Consider the following 18,868-nt stretch of genomic DNA (forward strand, 5'->3'; position numbering starts at 1 on the left):
TACGGGTTCAGTGCCGTCGCGCGACCGCCGCACGTGATCCTCGCGGGCGTGTGCCGCGGAGGTCCACCATCTTCCCCGGCAGGACGGCCAGCAGGTCGAGAGCCCTCATGGCGAGCGCGGTGTGCCGCTCTCCCGTGGGCGTGTAGAGGAGTTCGTCGTCCGCGTGCAGCCGGTCGTCGATGAACATCGGCAGCGCGGCGGGCAGCAGCAGCGGGCACACGAGCCCGTCGGCGTAGTCGGTGGCCGCGTTGACGACGTGGGCGGGCGCGGGGCGTACCTGGCGGGCGCCGAGCAGCCCTCCGACGATCCCGGGCTGCGGCGGCGACGAGACGGGGGTGGTGACGGCGATGACGACCTCGCTGCCGACCCTGGTCGTGACGTCCAGCACCGTGACCATGAGGCAGCGCCCGGCGGCCGCGAAGACCGTCTCCGGCAGCTCTTCCGCGCATGTCATGGGACGCGGAAGGCGTACGATCTCATGATGGACCTGGTGTGCGAGGAGCCAGCGGTGGAGCGCGAGGGCGTCCTTCATATAGTCCTCCTTGCCGCATTCCAGTGCCCCCCGACGGTCCCTTGACCGACGGTAACCCGGACCTGGTGTGGCTCGGGGGATATGTTCCGGAAGCACACTCAGATAAGGCCGATCGCAGTTTGTCCGACTCAACTCTGACCGAAAGCCAGCAGCAGGCCATGAACGACCTGTTCCGCAAGATCGCCCCCGTGGCCGACGAGCTCGGCCGCCTGTTCGCCGCGCAGGGCCACGAGCTCGCCCTCGTCGGCGGGCCCGTACGCGACCTGTTGCTCGGGCGCGCAGGCAACGACCTCGACCTGACCACCGACGCCCGCCCCGAGCAAGTGCTGGAGATCGCCAGAGACTGGGCCGACGCCGTGTGGACGATCGGCATCGACTTCGGCACGGTCGGCCTGCGCAAGGGCGACCGGCTGATCGAGATCACGACGTACCGCAGCGAGTCCTACGACCCCAAGTCGCGCAAGCCCGAGGTCGTCTACGGCGACACCCTTGAGGGCGACCTGGAGCGGCGCGACTTCGCGGTCAACGCGATGGCGGTGCGGCTGCCCGCGCACGAGTTCGTCGACCCCTACGGCGGCCTGTCCGACCTGCGGGCGGGGCTGCTGCGCACGCCGGGCACCCCCGAGCAGTCGTTCGGCGACGACCCGCTGCGCATGCTGCGCGCGGCCAGGTTCGCCGCGCAGCTCGGCTTCAGGGTCGATCCGGCGGCGGTGACGGCGATGACCGAGATGGCCGACCGCATCGAGATCGTCTCGGCCGAGCGCATCCGCGACGAGCTCGACAAGCTGATCTGCGGCGCCCGCCCGCGTGAGGGCCTGCGGCTGCTGGTCGAGACGGGGCTGGCCGCCCACGTGCTGCCCGAGCTGCCCAAGCTGCGGCTGGAGATCGACGAGCACCACCGGCACAAGGACGTCTACGAGCACACGCTGACCGTGCTCGACCAGGCCATCGCGCAGGAGGAGGACGGCCCCGACCGCGTCCTGCGCTGGGCGGCGATCATGCACGACATCGGCAAGCCCAAGACGCGCCGCCACGAGGCGGGCGGCCGGGTCTCGTTCCACCACCACGAGGTGGTCGGGGCGCAGATGACGAAGAAGCGCATGACGGAGCTGCGCTTCCCGAAGGACGTCGTCGCCGACGTGTCGCGGCTGGTGGAGCTGCACCTGCGCTTCCACGGCTACGGCACGGGGGAGTGGACCGACAGCGCCGTACGCCGCTACGTCCGCGACGCCGGCCACCTGCTCGACCGGCTGCACAAGCTGACCAGGGCCGACTGCACCACCCGCAACAAGCGCAAGGCGGCGGCGCTGTCGCGCACCTACGACCACCTGGAGGAGCGCATCGCCAGGCTGGCCGAGGAGGAGGAGCTGGCCAAGATGAGGCCCGAGCTCGACGGCAACGAGATCCAGCAAGTGCTCGGCGTCGGCCCGGGGCCGGTCGTGGGGCGGGCCTACAAGTTCCTGCTCGACCTCAGGCTCGACAAGGGCGTCATCGGCAAGGAGGCCGCCACCGAGGCGTTGCTGGAGTGGGCGAGGTCAACCGACCTCGGTGCGTGAGGGCGCGGTGATCAGGCGGTAGCCGAGGGCGGCCAGCGGGTAGCCGAGCGAGATGATGGCGACGGCGGCGTACGACTTGCCGTCGGCCGGCAGGATCGCCGCCGACAGGGCCGCGGCCAGCACGTACATGCCGTTGAAGAGCATGTCGTAGATGGAGAAGGCGCGGCCCCTGTAGATGTCCTCCACGTCGCGCTGGACGGTGGTGTCGGCGCAGATCTTCACGCTCTGCCCGGCCACCCCCAGCACGAACCCGGCGACCGGCAGCCCCCACTCCTGGAAGGGCAGCACCAGCACCGCGGTCAGTGCCCCGGCCGCGACCAGCGCGATCTGCACCCACCGCTCGATGCCGAACCACTCGGTCGCGTACGGCGTGATGACGACGGCCAGCGCGGTGCCGAGCCCGGCGGCGATCACCACCAGGCCGATGCCGCGCAGCGCGGCCTCGGCGTCGCCGTGGGCGAAGTAGTAGCGGTAGAGGATGATGCCGAGCGCGGTGCACATGCCGAACAGGAAGCGGTGGGTGGCCATCGCGCCCAGCGTCGCGGCGGCCACGCGGTGGTGCAGGAGGTGGCGGGCGCCGTCGAGGAGCCCGGTGACGACGTTGCGCAGCTCCTGGCGGGCCTGCGGCCGGTCGGGGTCGGGCCACGGGCCGAGCAGCTGCCGCTCCATGGTGCGCGCCACCAGCGCGCTCATCGTGAACACCACGCCGGACGTCACCAGCAGCAGCGCCACGCCCAGGTCGTCGCCGCCGAACAGCTCGCGCAGCAGGAAGCCCACGCCGGCGCCGAGGAACGTGGCCACCGTGCCCGAGGTGGGCACGACCGCGTTGGCCGAGATCAGCCGCTCGGGCGGCACCACGTGGGGCAGCGAGGCGCCGAGGGCGGCCAGGAAGAACCGGTTGACGCCGAGCACGGCCAGCGCCGCCGCGTAGAACGCGGGATCGGGCACGTCGGCCGCCACGAGCGCGGCGGCGACGAGCAGCAGCCCGCCGCGGATGAACGGCGCCACCATGAGGATCTGCCGCCGCGACCAGCGGTCGATGAAGACGCCGACGAAGGGCCCGAGCACGCTGTACGGCAGCAGCAGCACCGCCAGCCCGGCCGCCACCTCGACGGCGGTCGTCTGGTTCTCGGGGCTGAAGAAGGCGAACCCGGTCACCCCGAACTGGAAGATGCCGTCGGAGAACTGCGAGACCAGCCGGGTGCCGAACAGCCGCCTGAAGTCCCTGCCCCGCAGAACCGTGCGGAGATCGGCGACGAAAGACACGCCGTCAGCCTAGCCCGCGCTGGTCGGCTGCCACGCCGGGGTTCCAAGTGGTGGCCATGATCTCGTACGCTTCAAAGCGTGACGAGCGACGAACACGTTGTGCTGGTAGATCGCGACGGCCGGGCGCTGGGCACCGCGCCCAAGACGTCGGTGCACGGTCGCGAGACCCCCCTCCATCTGGCTTTCTCCAGCTACGTCTTCGACTCCGACGGCCGCGTGCTGCTCACCAGGAGAGCCGATCACAAGCTGACCTGGCCGAGCGTGTGGACCAACAGCTGCTGCGGCCACCCCCTTCCTGGCGAGGCGCTCGACCGGGCGGTGGTGCGCCGCCTGTCCTACGAGCTGGGCCTGGCCGTCGAGAGCGTCGATCTGATGCTGCCCTCGTTCGCCTACCGCGCGGTGATGGCCAACGGCATCGTGGAGCACGAGCTGTGCCCGGTCTATCGCGTCACGGTCGACGCGCCCGTCACGCCGAACCCCGACGAGGTGGGGGAGACGCTGTGGATGCCGTGGAAGGAGTTCGCCGAGGGGGCCCAGAACGGCCTGCTGGCGATCTCGCCGTGGTGCAGGGAGCAGGTGCCGCTGCTGACCGAGCTGGGCGCCGACCCGCTGTCCTGGCAGCCGGCCGGCGCCGACGCGCTGCCGCCCGCCGCACGTCCCTGACAGACGAACGGCGCCGCGCCCCTCGATGAGGAGTCGCGGCGCCGATGAAGGTCAGCGCTCGACCTCGCCCCTGATGAACTTCTCGACGTACTCGCGCGCCTGGTCGTCGGAGTACTGCTCCGGCGGCGACTTCATGAAGTAGGACGACGCCGACAGGATCGGCCCGCCGATGCCCCGGTCGAGGGCGATCTTGGCGGCCCGCACGGCGTCGATGATGATGCCGGCCGAGTTCGGCGAGTCCCACACCTCGAGCTTGTACTCCAGGTTGAGCGGCGTGTCACCGAACGAGCGCCCCTCCAGGCGGACGTAGGCCCACTTGCGGTCGTCGAGCCACGGCACGTGGTCGGACGGGCCGATGTGCACGTCGGCCTTGCCCATCTCGTGCGGGATCTGCGAGGTGACCGACTGCGTCTTGGAGATCTTCTTCGACTGGAGGCGGGTGCGCTCCAGCATGTTCATGAAGTCCATGTTGCCGCCGAAGTTGAGCTGGTACGTGCGCAGCAGCTCGACCCCGCGGTCCTCGAACAGCTTGGCCAGCACGCGGTGCGTGATGGTGGCGCCCACCTGCGACTTGATGTCGTCGCCCACGATCGGCACGCCCGCCTCGGTGAACTTCTCGGCCCACACGGGGTCGGAGGCGATGAAGACCGGCAGCGCGTTCACGAACGCCACCTTGGCCTCGATGGCGCACTGCGCGTAGAAGCGGTCGGCCTCTTCCGAGCCCACCGGCAGGTACGACACCAGCACGTCCACCTGGTTGTCACGCAACACCTGGACCACGTCCACGGGGTCCTCGTCGGACTCCTCGATGATCTCGCGGTAGTACTCGCCAAGGCCGTCGAAGGTGTGCCCACGCTGCACGGTGACCCCGGTCGGGGGCACGTCGCAGATCTTGATCGTGTTGTTCTCGCTGGCGACGATCGCCTCGGACAGGTCGCGGCCGACCTTCTTGGCGTCCACGTCGAACGCGGCGACGAACTCGACGTCGCCCACGTGGTAGTCGCCGAACTTCACGTGCATCAGGCCAGGGACCCGTACGTCGGGATCCGCGTCCCTGTAGTAGTGAACCCCCTGGACCAGCGACGACGCGCAGTTGCCGACACCGACAATGGCGACGCGAACCGAACCCATCGCACTCGCTCCCTTACTCATCAGTTGACGTGGTATCTCTCTCGGGCCTGTCCTCGGACGAGGCCCGACGCTCAGTTGCGATCAGCTCGTTCAGCCAGCGCACCTCGCGCTCGACGGATTCGAGCCCGTGGCGCTGCAGCTCGAGCGTGTAGCTGTCGAGCCGCTCCCTGGTGCGTGCCAGCGCGGTGCGCACCGCGTCGAGCCGCTCCTCGAGCCGGCTGCGGCGGCCTTCGAGGATGCGCAGGCGCACCTCGGCCTCCGTGTGCCGGAAGAACGCGAAGTGCACGCCGAAGCTCTCGTCCTCCCAGGCGGACGGGCCCGCCTGGGTGAGCAGCTCCTGCAGCCTTTCCTTGCCCTCGGCGGTCAGCTTGTAGACGATCTTCGACCGGCCGCCGACGATCGTGGACGGGGCCGGCTGCTCCTCGGCGATGAGGCCCTGAGCCAGCAGTGATCGCAGACAGGGGTACAGCGACCCGTAGGAGAACGCACGGAACATCCCCAGCAAGGCGTTGAGCCGTTTGCGCAGCTCGTAGCCATGGAGCGGCGTCTCGTGCAGCGACCCGAGCACGGCCAGCTCCAGAACCCTGCCCTGTCCGCTGGCCACTGGAACCGCCCCCTCTCGCGTCGATGTATCGAGCCGATACATCCTGAGGATACGTCGGGGCGCTATATGGCCGCAATCTGCGAATCCGGCAAGTCGTTGGGATCAACCTCCGAAACGCCGTAGTCTGGCGCTCATGTGGTCACAGAGAAGGGTGGTGGATTACGGCCTGGCGAAAAGGGCGGTGGTCCGCTCCCTGCGGGCGGGGCGATCGTCGCGCCGCGACGTCTGTGACGCACAGCCCTACCTCCTTCGCGCGGCCCGCCACTTCGGCGAGCCGACCGAACGCCTCTGCCCGGTCTGCGAACAGGAGAACGTCACCAACGTGACCTATGTCTACGGCGACGCCCTCGGGCGGCATGCCGGTCAGGCAAAGGTCACATCAGAACTCGTCGCCATGGCTCATGATTACGATGAGTTCCGGGTGTACGTTGTCGAGGTCTGCCAAGGTTGTTCCTGGAATCACCTGACGGTTTCGTACGTCCTCGGGAACGGACCGCCTGACCTCGTCGATCAAGCGTGAAGACCGAGGGCGGCGAGCAGCCTCACGCCCGACCGCCGTTTATGTTCCGACGACGTTGCGAGGACGTGTGAGTAACAGCATGAATGAGGGGACGGCCCGCCCGGGGAGGCGCCGTCGCTCCAGCTCATCCCGTTCTGTGCCCCAGAGTTCTCCTCCCCAAACCGGCGATCCGGCTTGGGGCGCGGCTCAGCCGCCGCGTCGTCCTGAAGCCGCATACGAGCAGACCGGCGCCATGGCGGCGCAGCCGTACGACGAGCCGCCGCCACGCCGCCGCGCGCGTGCCGAGCATCCGCAGGAGCGCGGCGACCACCCGCCGCGCGAGCGGCGCACCGCCGCATACCCGCAGGAGCGCGGCGACCAGCCGCCGTCGCGCTCCCACGCCCGCCCCGACACGCGCGCGATGAGCAACCAGGAGACGATCGTCAGCGACGCGCCGCGCCGCTCGCGCCGGCGCGGCTCCGGCCCGCCGTCAGAACCTCCGGAGCCGCCGGTCCAACGAGGCGGCGGCCGCGGCGGCTGGCGCAGGTTCATACCTAGCTGGAAGATCGTCGTGGCCGGCGTCGTGGTGCTCGCGGCCGGCCTGTTCGGCATGATCATGGTCGCGTACGCCAACACGCCCGTCCCGACCGAGGCCCAGGCCGAGGCGCTGGCCGAGCAGAGCACCATCTACTACCGCGACGGCAAGACCCCGATCGCCACGCTCGGTTTCAAGCGCGAGAGCGTGCCGATCACCGAGATGGCCGACAGCGTGAAGGACGCCGCCGTCGCGATTGAGAACGACACGTTCTACGAAGACTCCGGCATCTCCATCTCCGGCATGGCCCGCTCGGTCTGGATGACCGCGACCGGCCAGCAGCTCCAGGGCGCCTCGACCATCACCCAGCAGATGGCCCGTAACTACTACGACGGCCTCAGCCAGGAAGTGTCGATCAAGCGCAAGGTCATGGAGATCTTCGTCGCGGTCAAGCTCGATGACGAACTGTCCAAGGACCAGATCCTCGCGAACTACCTCAACACCATCAACTTCGGCCGCGCGTACGGCGTCGAGGCCGCGGCGAAGGCGTACTTCCCGGGCAAGAACGTCCACGCGAAGAACCTCACGCCCTCGCAGGGCGCCTACCTCGCCGCGCGCATCCAGCAGCCCAACTGGGACCACGACTCGCCCGCGCTGAAGGAGCGCTGGAAGACCGTCGTCGACTACATGTCGAAGCAGTGGCCCGACAAGTACGGCGATCTGCCGAAGACCGCGAAGTTCCCCAAGACCAAGAAGAGCGCGACCGACAACGAGCTCGGCGGGATCAGGGGCTACATGGTCGAGCAGGTGCTGCAGGAGCTCGAGGGCCGCGGGCTGACCCGCGACAAGGTCAGGAGCGGCGGCTACAAGATCATCTCCACCTTCGACCGCAAGATGATGCAGCACGCGAAGACCGCGGTCAAGGAGACGATGAAGGCCTACAACATGTCCACGGAGTACCACGCAGGCCTGGCCGCCGTGGACCCGAGGAACGGACGGGTGCTCGCCTTCTACGGCGGCGACAACTACCTCAACGACCCGTGGAACGAGCCCTTCCAGTCCACCAAGCAGGCCGCTTCGGCGTTCAAGCCGTACGTGCTGGCCGCCTGGCTGCAGGCCGGCTACTCGCTCAAGAGCTACGTGCCGGGCAACGAGACCGTGCCGAAGGAACTGCCGGGCCAGCAGGAGGGCGGCATCAGGAACAGCCACAACGTGGGCGTCGCCGTCGACGTGGTCAAGGCCACGGCGCAGTCGGTGAACACCGCGTTCGTGTCGATGGCCTACGCGCTGCCCAACCAGCTCGACGACGTCAAGAACCTGGTCGAGGAGGCCGGCTTCAACCAGAAGCGCATGGAGGAGGACGTCAAGGAGCACCACTACCAGTTCGCCATCGGCAGCGCCCTGGTGACGCCGGTGGAGCAGGCGGCCGGCTACGCGATCTTCGCCAACGGCGGCAAGTACACCCGCTACCACGTCGTACGCCAGGTCAAGGCGCGTGACGGCCGGGTGGTCTACCCCGAGATGGCGGCCGCCAAGCGGGTCATCGACGAGGGGGTCGCCGCGGACTCGACGATCGCCATGCAGGAGGTGCTCAAGTCGGGCACCGCGGCGGGCAAGGGCCTCGGCTCCCGTCCGGCGGCCGGCAAGACCGGCACCAACAACGACGAGAAGGAAGCCTGGTTCGTCGGCTACACGCCGCAGATCTCCACGGCGGTCGGCTTCTACCGCGAGCAGTGCGTGACGAAGACCGGCAAGGTCGTCCCGCCCCAGCACTCCAACTGCCCGATCACCCGTGGCACCAGCAAGAAGTACGGCCCGAACAACCCCTACACCAGGGTCAAGGAGGTCTCCCTGGGCTTCGAGGGCGCGGGCCCGCCCACGATCGTCTGGCAGAAGTTCATGCAGCTCGCCCACGAGGGCATGCCGGTCGAGCAGTTCCCCGACCGGGCCGAGGTCGGCACGCCGGAGAACATCGTGCCGAGCCCGACGCCCACGCCGACCCCGACGCCCGAAGCCGACGACAACCCGCTCGGCACCGGCGACCCGTTCGACCAGGGTGACGACTGCTTCATCAACTGCGACAACGACGACCCCGGCATCCCCGAGGGTGACGTGAACGACGACGCCGGCACCGAGACCGACCAGCTCGGCCTGCCGGACAGCGATGTGGACGTCGCGGGAGGCGGATCGGCGCCCAACGCCAGACCCAGCGGCAGCCGGCCGATGCCAGGCAGGCCCGAGGATCAGTGACGGAACCAGTGACGAGCACCGAGGCACGCGCCCCCTGGGTGGCGCGTGCCGTGCCGTATCTGCCCCTGGGGCTCATCGCGGCCCTGGGGGCGAGCCTCGCGTACGTGGTGCGGCTGCCGTGCCGTACCGGCGGGTGGAACGACCAGGTCACCACGTACACCAACTTCTGCTACACCGACATCTACCCCCTCTACTTCGACCGCGCCCTCGACACCCAGAACCCCTACTTCGCGGCGGTGCCGTTCGACAAGCAGGTCGAGTACCCGGTGGTGCTGGGCGAGGTCATGCAGGTGTTCGCCTGGATCGCCCGCGCGCTCAGCCCCGACAAGGTCGTGCAGGCGGTGCGCTTCTACGACCTGACGGTGATCCTGCTCGGCCTGTGCCTGGTGGCCGGGGTGCTGCTGATGGCCGCGGTGGCCGGCCCCGCCAGGCGCTGGGACCCCCTCTGGTACGCGATCTCGCCGGCCGTCGTGCTGGCCGCGTACATCAACTGGGACCTCGTCGCCGGCGCGCTGTCCATGGGCATGCTGCTGGCCTGGAAGCGCGAGCGGCAGGTGGCCGCGGGCGTGCTGCTCGGCCTCGCGATCGCGACCAAGTTCTATCCGCTGATGTTCGTCGGCGCGCTGTTCCTGCTGACCTGGCGCACCGGGCGGTGGCGGCCGTTCCTGGAGACGATGGGCGCCGCGGTGGCGGCGTGGATCCTCGTCAACGTGCCGTTCATGGTCTTCGCGTGGGACGGCTGGCGCCGCTTCTACGTCTTCTCCCAGGAGCGCGGCGTCGACTGGGGCTCGCCGTGGCTGTTCTTCCAGAACAAGGGCTGGCCGATACTCGGCGAGACCGACGTGAGCACGCTCGGCATGGTGTCGCTGGCCCTCATGTGCCTCGGCATCGCGGTGCTGACGCTGGGCGCGCCGCAGCGGCCCCGGCTGGCGCAGATCTGCTTCCTCGCGCTGGCCGCGTTCATGATGACGAACAAGGTGTGGTCGCCGCAGTTCGTGCTGTGGCTGGTGCCGTTCGCGGTGCTGGCCAGGCCCAACTGGAGGCCGCTCGCGCTGTGGCAGCTCGCCGAGGTGTGGTACTTCGTCGCGATCTGGCTCTACCTGCTCTCGCAGCCGCCGCTGGAGCGCGACGACCTGGGCATCGGCGACGACACCTACTTCACCGCCGTCTGGGGACGGATCATCACGATCGGCATCATGATGGCGTTCGTGGTGCGCGACATCCTGCGACCCGAGAAGGACGTCGTCCGCGCGACCGGCGTCGACGACCAGACGGGCGGCGTGTTCGACGGCGCCCCTGACCGGTTCACGCTGGCGTCACTGAACAGATGATCACCCGCTCGGCCACCCGGGACGCGCTGCTGCTCTGGTTCGGCTCGCGTGCCGGGTTGCTGGTCGCCACCCTGCTCGGCGCGACGCTGGCCGGCTACCCGCACCGGTGGAGCAAGTGGGACACCACGCTGTTCGTCACGATCGCCGAGTACGGCTACGACGGCGAGCCGGGACAGCCTGCCGACGACGGCCTGCCGGCGTTCTTCCCCGGGCTGCCTCTCGCGCTGCGCCTGGTGCACCTGGTCGTCCCCGACTGGGCGGCGGCCGGGCTGGTGGTCTCGCTGGTCTCCGGCGCGGTCGCCATGGTGGCGCTGGCCCGGCTGGCCGAGACCGAGGGCGCCCACGGGTGGGCGGCGGTGCTGGGGCTGCTGGCCTTCCCCATGGCGGTGTTCCTGGCCGCGGGCTACAGCGAGTCGCTCTTCCTGGCCTTCGCGATCCCCGCGTGGCTGGCCGCCAGGCAGGGACGCTGGCCGCTCGCGGTGGTGCTGGCCGCGGGGGCGTCGTGCGTGCGGATCACCGGGTTGTTCCTGGCCGCCGCGCTGCTCGTGGAGTTCGTCATGCGCGGGGAGCCGGTGCGGCGGGCCGGGTGGCTGGTGGTGCCGTTCGTGCCGCTGGTGGCGTACGCGTTCTACCACTTCCGCAGGACCGGCGACTGGCTGGCGTGGAAGCACGCGCAGGAGGCCGGGTGGGGGCGCGACTTCGCCTGGCCGTGGGAGGCGTGGCGGACGACCTGGCGCTCGGCGATGGGCTCCGACGACTTCGCGGTGGCGTTCAGGATGGAGATCGCCGGCGCCGTGGTGGTCGTGGCCGCGCTCGTCTGGCTGCTGGTGCTGCGGCGGTGGAGCGAGGCCGTCTACACGGGCCTGCAGGCGGCGGCGCTGATGACGTCGGCCTATTACCTGTCGATCCCGCGCTCGCTGCTGCTGTGGTTTCCGCTGTGGGTGCTGGTGGCTCGGGTGGCGACCAGGCGGCCGTGGCTTTTCGTGCTCTATCTGCTGATCTCGGGCCCGTTGATGCTGGTCAACACGGCCCGGTTCCTCAGCGGCGCCTGGGCGGGCTGATCTTTCTACCCGCTTTCTTCTCCTGGTAATCCAGGGAAGTTATCCACAGGCTGTGTGTAAACGCTAGAGGTTCTTCCTCAGGAACGCGATGTCGTCCGCCTGGCCCGCGCCCGGCGTCTCCACCACGATCGGCGCGCCCGCCGCCCGGCACACCGCGAGGATCAGCTCGGGGTCGATCTTCCCCTGACCGAGGTTCGCGTGCCGGTCGGCGCCCGAGTCGAACTCGTCGCGCGAGTCGTTGCAGTGGACGAGGTCGATCCGGCCGGTGATGGCCTTGACCCGCTCGACCAGGTCGATCAGCTCTTCCCCGCCCGCGTGGGCGTGGCAGGTGTCGAGGCAGAAGCCCACGTCGAACCCGTCGAGCGCGTCCCACAGCCGCGCGATGCGGTCGAGCTTGCGCGCCATCGCGTTGCCGCCGCCCGCGGTGTTCTCGATCAGCACGGGGATCGGGCACTCCATGCGCTCGAACACCTTGCGCCAGTTGTCGAAGCCGGCCTGCGGGTCGTCGCTCTTGTTGACGTGGCCGCCGTGCACGACCAGGCCCTTGGCGCCGAGCCCCGCCGCCGCCTTGAGGTGCTGCTCCAGCAGCTTGCGGCTGGGGATCCTGATGCGGTTGTTGGTGGTCGCCACGTTGATCAGATAGGGGGCGTGGATGTAGACGTCGACGCCCTCGACCGGCTTGTCCGGCAGCACCGGCTTGGCGTAGCCCTGCGGATCTCCGAGGAAGAACTGCACCACCTCGGCCCCCACCTCGGCGCCCCTGGCGGCGGGGTCGTCCTGGTCGACATGAGCTCCGATTCGCACCATGCAGGTAAGGCTATCCGCCGCCCGAGCAGGGTACGGCCGGGTTTGCCCGGCGGGCTCCAGGGCAGTCGGGAGGCACCCCCTACCCGAGGAGAAACCGCCATGAGCCGCTGGCGCTTACGGGCGCTGATCGTTCTTGTCTACGTCGTCGTCGGCATCTACGTCGCCTGGGTCTACGACTACATCACGCCGGGACTGCTCAGGGATCTCGCGGAGGCGCTGCTCGCGGTGTTCCTGTGGTTCCTGGTCCTGCTCGGCATCGACCTGCACATCGGGTGATCCACATATACAACGGCCCCGGACCATGCGCCGGGGCCGTCGCTCATGCACGGGGGGATCACGGGTGCGGGAGGAAACCGCCGTGCGCGATGCCGAGCGCGGCCCCCACGAACGACCCGACCAGGCCCACCACGTTGAGCGAGCGCTGCGGCGTGGTCGCCGAGATGTACTGCGAATAGAGACCCACGCCGAAGCCGAGCGTGCCGGCCCACGACGCGATCATGTGCGCCGAGGTCCAGAAGGTCGCGACGAACGCGACCACCCCGCACACGAGCGTGATGACGGCCAGGGCGTTCTCGGCCCGGTGCGGGCGTCCGTCAGTGTTGAGCGTGAACCTGAACCGCTCCCTCTCGGAGGGCTGAAGCACATGTGGCACAGCCACCACCCCCTTGGTTTCCTAAGGGCCTTCCCACCTACCTGTGGCTGGTAACCTGGGGCACGCTGCGTTGTGATGGGTGATCCATCGCCCCGGGGTGCCGAAAGGGGCCCGCCCGGGTTCAAGCGTCAGCGTCCTCCTGTCACGGCAGAGTGTCGTGACCGCAAGAGTCCAGAGGAGGTTGGAGTCCGCATGCGTCGTTACGAAGTAATGGTCATCCTGGACCCTTCGCTCGATGAGCGCACCGTCGCTCCGTCCCTCGACCAGTTCCTCACCGTCGTCCGCAACGACGGCGGCACGGTCGAGAAGGTCGACGTCTGGGGCCGTCGCCGGCTCGCCTACGACATCGACAAGAAGTCCGAGGGCATCTACGCCGTCATCGACCTGTCCGCGGAGCCCGCGACGGTCAAGGAGCTCGACCGCCAGATGAACCTCAACGAGGGCATTCTGCGCACCAAGGTCCTGCGTCCGGACGTGCACTAACCTCCGGCTTTTGTCGGGGAAGCCCCGTACTCTGAGCCGTAACCCAAGCGAAGGCGTGCAGGAAGGCGAGCGCTAGCCATGGCAGCAGGCGACACCGTAATCACCATCGTCGGCAACCTGGTCGACGACCCGGAGCTGCGCTTCACCCCGACGGGGCAAGCGGTGGCTCGATTCCGCATCGCGTCCACTCCGCGGTACATGGATCGACAGACCAACGAGTGGAAAGACGGCGAAAGCCTCTTCCTGACCTGCAACGTCTGGCGGCAGGCGGCGGAGAACGCCGCCGAGAGCCTCCAGCGCGGCATGCGGGTCATCGTGCAGGGGCGGCTCAAGCAACGGTCTTACGAGACCAAGGAAGGCGAGAAGCGCACGGTCTACGAGGTCGAGGTCGACGAGGTCGGCCCGTCCCTGCGTAACGCGACCGCCAAGGTCAACCGCACCTCCCGTCAGGGTGGCGGCGGCGGCTTCGGCGGCGGTCCCGCCGACGACCCGTGGGCCTCCGCGACGCCCGCCCCGCCTCAGGGCGGCGGCTTCCAGGGCGGCGGCGGCGGTGGCGGCGGCTTCGGTGGCGGTGGCCAGCAGGGCGGCGGCGGCGGCTTCGGCGGCGGCGGCGGCAACGACTTCAGCGACGAACCGCCTTTCTAAATCCTGTCCACAAGCCCGAGTCCATTCCCGCTCTGACGGCGGGGCTCTGAAAGGAGCACCACGATGGCAAAGCCGGCACTGCGCAAGCCGAAGAAGAAGGTTTGCCTGTTCTGCCACGACAAGATCTCCTACGTCGACTACAAGGACACGGCGCTGCTGCGGAAGTTCATCTCCGACCGCGGCAAGATCCGTGCGCGCCGGGTGACGGGCAACTGCACCCAGCACCAGCGCGACGTGGCGACGGCGATCAAGAATGCCCGTGAGGTGGCTCTGCTGCCTTACACGAGCACGGCGCGCTAAGGGAGGTTCGTCGACATGAAGCTCATCCTCACCAACGAGGTCTCCGGCCTCGGCACCCCCGGCGACGTCGTCGAGGTCAAGGACGGCTACGGCCGTAACTACCTCATCCCGCGCGGCTACGCCATGCGCTGGACGCGCGGCGCCGAGAAGCAGATCGAGACCATCCGCAAGGCGCGCGACGCCCGCGAGATCCGTGACCTCGGCACCGCCAAGGAGGTCGCGGGCCAGCTGGGCGCCCTGCGCGTGCGGCTGTCCACCCGCGCGGGCGAGTCGGGCCGGCTGTTCGGCTCGATCACCACGGGCGACATCGCCGAGGCCGTCAAGGCCGCCGGCGGGCCGCTCCTCGACCGGCGGCGCATCGAGATCGTCAACCCGATCAAGAGCGTCGGCTCCCACCGGGTGACCGTCAAGCTCCACCCGGAGGTCTCCGCCTCGGTCGACGTCGAGGTCGTCGCAGGCTGACCTCAGCAGCAGCGGGCCCCCTCTTCGAGGGGGCCTTCTGTATGTCCAGGCCAGGGCACCCTGGCGGCATATTTCCGACATCAACCGCGTAGAATCGCCTCGTTCTTTCGCACGTCCCCCTGGAGGCAGAGGCCATGGCCCGTCCCTCGATGCTGCTCGCCATCGGAGCCCTGGCGGTGGCGAGCGTCGCCTGCGCACCGGTCGACGACCCGGCGAGCATCGCGGCCGCTCCCACCACCTCCACCGCGTGCACGAAAGACCAGCTCAAGCTGATCACGCCGGGCAAGCTCACCATCGGCACCGACAAGCCCGCCTACGAGCCGTGGTTCAAGGACGACGACCCGAGCAACGGGCAGGGCTTCGAGAGCGCGGTCGCGTTCGCGGTGGCGGGGGAGCTGGGCTTCGACCGCAGCGAGGTGCAGTGGACGACGGTCAAGTTCGACGTCGCCTTCGCGCCGGGTGACAAGAAGTTCGACTTCGACATCAACCAGATTTCGATCACCCCGGCGCGGGCCAAGGCGGTCGACTTCAGCAACGGCTACTACACGGTCAAGCAGGCCGTGGTGGCGGCCGAGGGCGGCAAGGTCGCGGACGCGAAGAGCCTGGCCGAGCTGAAGGATGCGAAGATCGGCGTACAGGCCGGGACGACCTCGTTCAACGCGGTCAGGGACGTCATCAAGCCGTCGTCCGACCCCAACGTCTACAACGACCAGATCGACGTCGTGAACGCGCTGAAGAACAAGCAGATCGACGCGGCGGTGGTGGACCTGCCGACGGCGTTCTACGTCACGGCCGCGCAGGTCGAGAACTCCACGATCGTCGGCCAGTTCAGCTCGACCGGCGGCACCCCTGAGGAGTTCGGGCTGGTCATGGGCAAGGGCAGCCCGATCAAGCCGTGCGTGGACAAGGCCGTCGACGCGCTCAAGTCCAAGGGCGAGCTGGCCAAGATCGAGGAGCAGTGGCTGGGATCGGCGGCGGGCGCGCCCGAGCTGAAATGAGCGAGTGGGTCAAGTCAGAGCGGCAGATCGAGCGGGAGCGCGTCCGCAGGTCGCGTGGCCGCCGCTCGGCCTCGATCGCGACGGCCTCGACGGTCGTCTTCCTCGTCCTCGTCGTCTGGGGAGTCACCAGCTCCCCGGGCTGGCCGGCGGTGCGCGCGACGTTCTTCGACGGTGAGCAGTTCGTCGCCGCGCTGCCCGACGTGCTGAGCGGGTTCCTGCTCAACGTCAAGATCTTCCTGATCGCCGAGGTGCTGGTCCTGGTGATCGGGCTGCTGGTGGCGCTGGCCAGGGGCATCACCGCGCCGGCGTTCTTCCCGATCAGGGCGCTCGCGACGCTCTACACCGACCTGTTCAGAGGCGTGCCGACGATCCTGGTCATCTACCTGGTCGGTTTCGGGCTGCCCGCGCTGCGGCTGCAGGGCATCCCGTCCGATCTCGCGACGCTGGGCATCATCGCGCTGACGCTCTCGTACGGCGCGTACGTCGCCGAGGTGTTCAGGGCGGGCATCGAGTCCGTGCACCCCAGCCAGATCGCGGCGGCGCGGTCGCTGGGCCTCAGCCACGTCAAGACCATGAGGCACGTGGTCGTGCCGCAGGCCGTGCGCCGGGTCGTACCGCCGCTGCTGAACGACTTCGCCTCGCTGCAGAAGGACACGGCGCTGGTGGCCACGATCGGGCCGCTCGAGGCGCTCAGGCAGGCGTACATTCACACCGCCGACACCTTCAACTACACCCCCTACCTGGCGGCGGCGCTGCTGTTCATCCTGCTCACCATCCCGATGGCCAGGCTCACCGACCACCTGGCCGCACGCACCCGCAGGAGGCGCGGCGCATGAGCGTCCTGACCATCGAGGGCGTGTGGAAGAACTTCCACGGCCACAGCGTGCTACGCGGCATCGACCTGGACGTGGCCCCGCACGAGGTGGTGAGCCTCATCGGCGCTTCCGGTTCCGGCAAGTCCACGCTGCTGCGCTGCGTCAACCTGCTGGAGACGGTGGACGACGGCGCCATCTACCTCGACGGCGACGAGATCACCGACCCCGGGGTGAACGTCGACCAGGTGCGCAAGCGGCTCGGCATCGTCTTCCAGGCGTTCAACCTGTTCCCGCACATGACCGTGCTGGACAACATCACGCTCGCGCCCCGGCGGGTGCACGGCGTGGCCAGGGCGCAGGCGGAGGAGCAGGCGCACGAGCTGCTCACCACGTTCGGGCTGGCCGACAAGGTGCGGGCCTACCCCGACCAGCTCTCCGGCGGCCAGCAGCAGCGCGTGGCCATCATCAGGGCACTGGCCACGCAGCCCAGGCTGATGCTGCTCGACGAGGTGACCTCGGCGCTCGACCCGCAGCTCGTGGTGGAGGTGCTGGGGATCATCAGGGAGCTCAAGGAGTCGGGCATGACGATGATCCTGACCACGCACGAGATGAGCTTCTGCCGGGACATCTCCGACACCGTGTGCTTCCTGGACGGCGGCGTGCTCGTCGAGAAGGGGCCGCCGGAGAAGATCTTCAGCGAGCCCGAGCATCCCCGCACGCGCGAGTTCCTGCGCAGCGTGCTGGACTCGGGCCGGCTCTAGCGGCGGTGCCGGCCGCCCTGGGCGGGCCGCGCCGGTTCGGTACGCGGGCGGGCGAGGAGGCTGTGGCGGCGGCCGTACACGAGGTAGACGAGCAGGCCGAAGGCCATCCACAGGACGAACCACGCCCAGGTGAGCACCCGCAGGTTGATCATCAGCCAGAACGTGGCGACCAGCGAAAGCGCGGGCAGCAGCGGCGAGAGCGGCACCCGGAACCCCCGCTCCAGATCGGGCATGCGGCGCCGCATCACGATCACCCCGGCCGCCACGAACGCGAAGGCGAACAACGTCCCGATCACCACCAGCTCCCGCAGCGGCACCACAGGGACGAACTCCGCCAGCACGATCGCCACGGCCCCGATCACCAGCGTCACCCGCGTCGGCGTGTGGTAGCGCCGGCTGACCGTGGCCAGCCCGCGCGGGATCAGCCCGTCGCGCGCCATCGAGAACAGCACCCGCGTCTGCCCCACGATCAGCACCAGGATCACGGTGGTGAGCCCGAGCACCGCGCCGACGTCGATGACGTGCGCCATCCACCCGAGGTCGGCGGCCTGGAAAGCGCTGGCCAGCGGCGCCTGCTCGGAGATCCGCGTGTAGGGGACCATGCCGACCATGACCAGGCCCACCGCGATGTAGATGACGGTGGCGATCACCAGGCTGCGGATCATGCCCTGGGGGATGGCCCTGCGGGCGTTCACGGTCTCCTCGGCCGAGGTCGCGACGATGTCGAACCCGATGTACGCGAACGCGATCGCCGAGGCCGCCGCGAAGATGCCGAACCAGCCGAACGCCTGCCCCTCCCCGATGAGCGTCTCCAGCACGGTCGCGGGCGGGGTGTCGAGCGTCTGCGGCGGGACGAAGAAGTCGCCGAAGTTGGCCGCGTCGATGTGCGGCAGGCCGACGACGATGACCGCGCCGACGGCCAGCAGCTTGGCCGACACCATGATCCACAGGGCGCGCAGCCCGACCCTGGCGCCGAGCGAGACGACGCCGGTGAGCAGCACGAGGATGACGAGCACGAGGAAGTCCTGGGCCGGCCGCTCGTCCGGGACGCGTACCCCGAAGTTGGCGAGCGCGCCGACCGTGATCGCGCCCCACGCCCTGGCCACCAGCGCGGCGGCGAACTGCAGCTCGAGGATCAGCGCCCAGCCGATGATCCACGCCCAGACCTCGCCGAAGATGACGTACGTGAAGGTGTAGGCGCTGCCCGAGGTCGGCATCGTGGACGCCAGCTCCGCGTAGCACAGGCAGGCCAGCAGGCACGCGATGCCGGCGATCATGAAGGACAGGATCACACCGGGGCCCGCCGTGGTGGCGGCCTGCTCGCCGGCGATGCTGAAGATGCCGGCGCCGATCATCGCGCCGAGACCGAGCACCACCAGATCGGCCGGCCGGTAGACCTCGGCCAGACTGTGCCGGGCGCCCGTACGCAGCCCGGTGGCCTCCGAAGGCGGCAGTCTTCGCAGAATCGTGGACAAAGCACACCCCGCTCAGGGAACGCGCCCACTCTGTCCCACCTC

The 18,868-nt window shown here is 69.2% G+C and carries 21 protein-coding genes; 14 read left to right on the forward strand and 7 right to left on the reverse strand.

The genetic code is table 11. The features are described 5' to 3' along the window. Positions 1-7: 7 nt before the first annotated feature. Positions 8-532 (reverse strand): YbaK/EbsC family protein, encoded by a 525-nt coding sequence (locus AB0K28_RS13085; protein WP_364368737.1) that lies wholly within the window; start codon positions 530-532, stop codon positions 8-10. Positions 533-690: 158 nt separating this feature from the next. Between AB0K28_RS13085 and AB0K28_RS13090 the strand changes: the two genes are divergently transcribed. Next, positions 691-2,088, forward strand: coding sequence for a CCA tRNA nucleotidyltransferase (locus tag AB0K28_RS13090; protein WP_345393119.1), 1,398 nt, complete (start codon positions 691-693; stop codon positions 2,086-2,088). Here the strand turns inward: AB0K28_RS13090 and AB0K28_RS13095 are convergent. Further along, the gene (locus AB0K28_RS13095; RefSeq protein WP_345393116.1) at positions 2,068-3,354 is read right to left on the reverse strand and encodes an MFS transporter; all 1,287 of its coding nucleotides are present in this window, start codon (positions 3,352-3,354) and stop codon (positions 2,068-2,070) included. The genes AB0K28_RS13090 and AB0K28_RS13095 overlap by 21 nt on opposite strands. 78 nt (positions 3,355-3,432) lie before the next feature. Here AB0K28_RS13095 and idi point away from each other — a divergent pair, with 78 nt between their 5' ends. Beyond that, entirely contained in the window at positions 3,433-4,017 is a 585-nt protein-coding gene (idi, locus tag AB0K28_RS13100; protein ID WP_364368741.1) for an isopentenyl-diphosphate Delta-isomerase, read from the forward strand. A 51-nt stretch (positions 4,018-4,068) separates the two neighbouring features. Here the strand turns inward: idi and AB0K28_RS13105 are convergent, their stop codons facing one another. Together AB0K28_RS13105 and AB0K28_RS13110 are read right to left on the reverse strand one after the other, a co-directional pair. Then, complete coding sequence (locus AB0K28_RS13105; protein ID WP_345393114.1) at positions 4,069-5,148, reverse strand: inositol-3-phosphate synthase; 1,080 nt, start codon at positions 5,146-5,148, stop codon at positions 4,069-4,071. Positions 5,149-5,161: 13 nt separating this feature from the next. After that, positions 5,162-5,752 carry a PadR family transcriptional regulator gene (locus AB0K28_RS13110; RefSeq protein ID WP_345393111.1) on the reverse strand — a complete coding sequence of 197 codons (591 nt, stop codon included), beginning with the start codon at positions 5,750-5,752 and terminating at the stop codon, positions 5,162-5,164. Between the two features lie 133 nt (positions 5,753-5,885). Here AB0K28_RS13110 and AB0K28_RS13115 point away from each other — a divergent pair, with 133 nt between their 5' ends. From AB0K28_RS13115 to AB0K28_RS13130, 4 genes are all read left to right on the forward strand, one after another. Further along, on the forward strand, positions 5,886-6,272 hold the full coding sequence (locus tag AB0K28_RS13115; protein ID WP_345393108.1) for a DUF5318 family protein: 387 nt from the start codon (positions 5,886-5,888) through the stop codon (positions 6,270-6,272). 232 nt (positions 6,273-6,504) lie between these two features. Beyond that, on the forward strand, positions 6,505-9,036 hold the full coding sequence (locus AB0K28_RS13120; RefSeq protein ID WP_364368746.1) for a transglycosylase domain-containing protein: 2,532 nt from the start codon (positions 6,505-6,507) through the stop codon (positions 9,034-9,036). Continuing rightward, a complete protein-coding gene (locus AB0K28_RS13125) occupies positions 9,033-10,367 on the forward strand; it encodes a glycosyltransferase 87 family protein (protein WP_364368749.1) in 1,335 nt (444 codons plus the stop codon). The genes AB0K28_RS13120 and AB0K28_RS13125 overlap by 4 nt, the downstream gene beginning before the upstream one ends. Continuing rightward, positions 10,364-11,428, forward strand: a complete 1,065-nt coding sequence (locus AB0K28_RS13130) for a mannosyltransferase family protein (RefSeq protein ID WP_364368752.1) — start codon at positions 10,364-10,366, stop codon at positions 11,426-11,428. The genes AB0K28_RS13125 and AB0K28_RS13130 overlap by 4 nt, the downstream gene beginning before the upstream one ends. 63 nt (positions 11,429-11,491) lie before the next feature. On the opposite strand, the gene AB0K28_RS13135 is transcribed toward AB0K28_RS13130, so the two are convergent. Then, positions 11,492-12,235, reverse strand: a complete 744-nt coding sequence (locus AB0K28_RS13135; protein ID WP_364368755.1) for a deoxyribonuclease IV — start codon at positions 12,233-12,235, stop codon at positions 11,492-11,494. A 99-nt stretch (positions 12,236-12,334) separates the two neighbouring features. On the opposite strand from AB0K28_RS13135, the gene AB0K28_RS13140 reads away from it, so the two are divergent. Beyond that, positions 12,335-12,511 (forward strand): hypothetical protein, encoded by a 177-nt coding sequence (locus AB0K28_RS13140; protein WP_345393090.1) that lies wholly within the window; start codon positions 12,335-12,337, stop codon positions 12,509-12,511. 58 nt (positions 12,512-12,569) lie between these two features. On the opposite strand, the gene AB0K28_RS13145 is transcribed toward AB0K28_RS13140, so the two are convergent. Continuing rightward, the gene (locus AB0K28_RS13145) at positions 12,570-12,887 is read right to left on the reverse strand and encodes a hypothetical protein (protein ID WP_364368758.1); all 318 of its coding nucleotides are present in this window, start codon (positions 12,885-12,887) and stop codon (positions 12,570-12,572) included. Between the two features lie 192 nt (positions 12,888-13,079). On the opposite strand from AB0K28_RS13145, the gene rpsF reads away from it, so the two are divergent. The 7 genes from rpsF (at position 13,080) to AB0K28_RS13180 (ending at position 17,351) form a co-directional block, all read left to right on the forward strand. Beyond that, positions 13,080-13,370: a 30S ribosomal protein S6 gene (gene rpsF / locus AB0K28_RS13150; protein WP_026214314.1), complete on the forward strand. Its 291-nt coding sequence runs from the start codon at positions 13,080-13,082 to the stop codon at positions 13,368-13,370. Between the two features lie 78 nt (positions 13,371-13,448). After that, the gene (locus tag AB0K28_RS13155) at positions 13,449-14,015 is read left to right on the forward strand and encodes a single-stranded DNA-binding protein (protein WP_364368761.1); all 567 of its coding nucleotides are present in this window, start codon (positions 13,449-13,451) and stop codon (positions 14,013-14,015) included. A gap of 63 nt (positions 14,016-14,078) precedes the next feature. Further along, positions 14,079-14,315, forward strand: a complete 237-nt coding sequence (rpsR, locus tag AB0K28_RS13160) for a 30S ribosomal protein S18 (RefSeq protein ID WP_020543048.1) — start codon at positions 14,079-14,081, stop codon at positions 14,313-14,315. Between the two features lie 15 nt (positions 14,316-14,330). Then, positions 14,331-14,777 (forward strand): 50S ribosomal protein L9, encoded by a 447-nt coding sequence (rplI, locus tag AB0K28_RS13165; protein ID WP_345393083.1) that lies wholly within the window; start codon positions 14,331-14,333, stop codon positions 14,775-14,777. Positions 14,778-14,911: 134 nt separating this feature from the next. Next, positions 14,912-15,775 (forward strand): ABC transporter substrate-binding protein, encoded by an 864-nt coding sequence (locus AB0K28_RS13170; RefSeq protein WP_364368764.1) that lies wholly within the window; start codon positions 14,912-14,914, stop codon positions 15,773-15,775. Further along, a complete protein-coding gene (locus AB0K28_RS13175; protein WP_345393077.1) occupies positions 15,772-16,611 on the forward strand; it encodes an amino acid ABC transporter permease in 840 nt (279 codons plus the stop codon). Before AB0K28_RS13170 ends, AB0K28_RS13175 begins: the two co-directional genes overlap by 4 nt. Next, entirely contained in the window at positions 16,608-17,351 is a 744-nt protein-coding gene (locus AB0K28_RS13180; RefSeq protein WP_364368768.1) for an amino acid ABC transporter ATP-binding protein, read from the forward strand. Before AB0K28_RS13175 ends, AB0K28_RS13180 begins: the two co-directional genes overlap by 4 nt. On the opposite strand, the gene AB0K28_RS13185 is transcribed toward AB0K28_RS13180, so the two are convergent. Next, positions 17,348-18,826, reverse strand: coding sequence for an amino acid permease (locus tag AB0K28_RS13185; protein WP_364368771.1), 1,479 nt, complete (start codon positions 18,824-18,826; stop codon positions 17,348-17,350). The genes AB0K28_RS13180 and AB0K28_RS13185 overlap by 4 nt on opposite strands. Positions 18,827-18,868: the final 42 nt, after the last annotated feature.

The sequence above is a fragment of the Nonomuraea sp. NPDC049504 genome (genome assembly GCF_040676845.1).
Lineage (GTDB): Bacteria > Actinomycetota > Actinomycetes > Streptosporangiales > Streptosporangiaceae > Nonomuraea > Nonomuraea salmonea.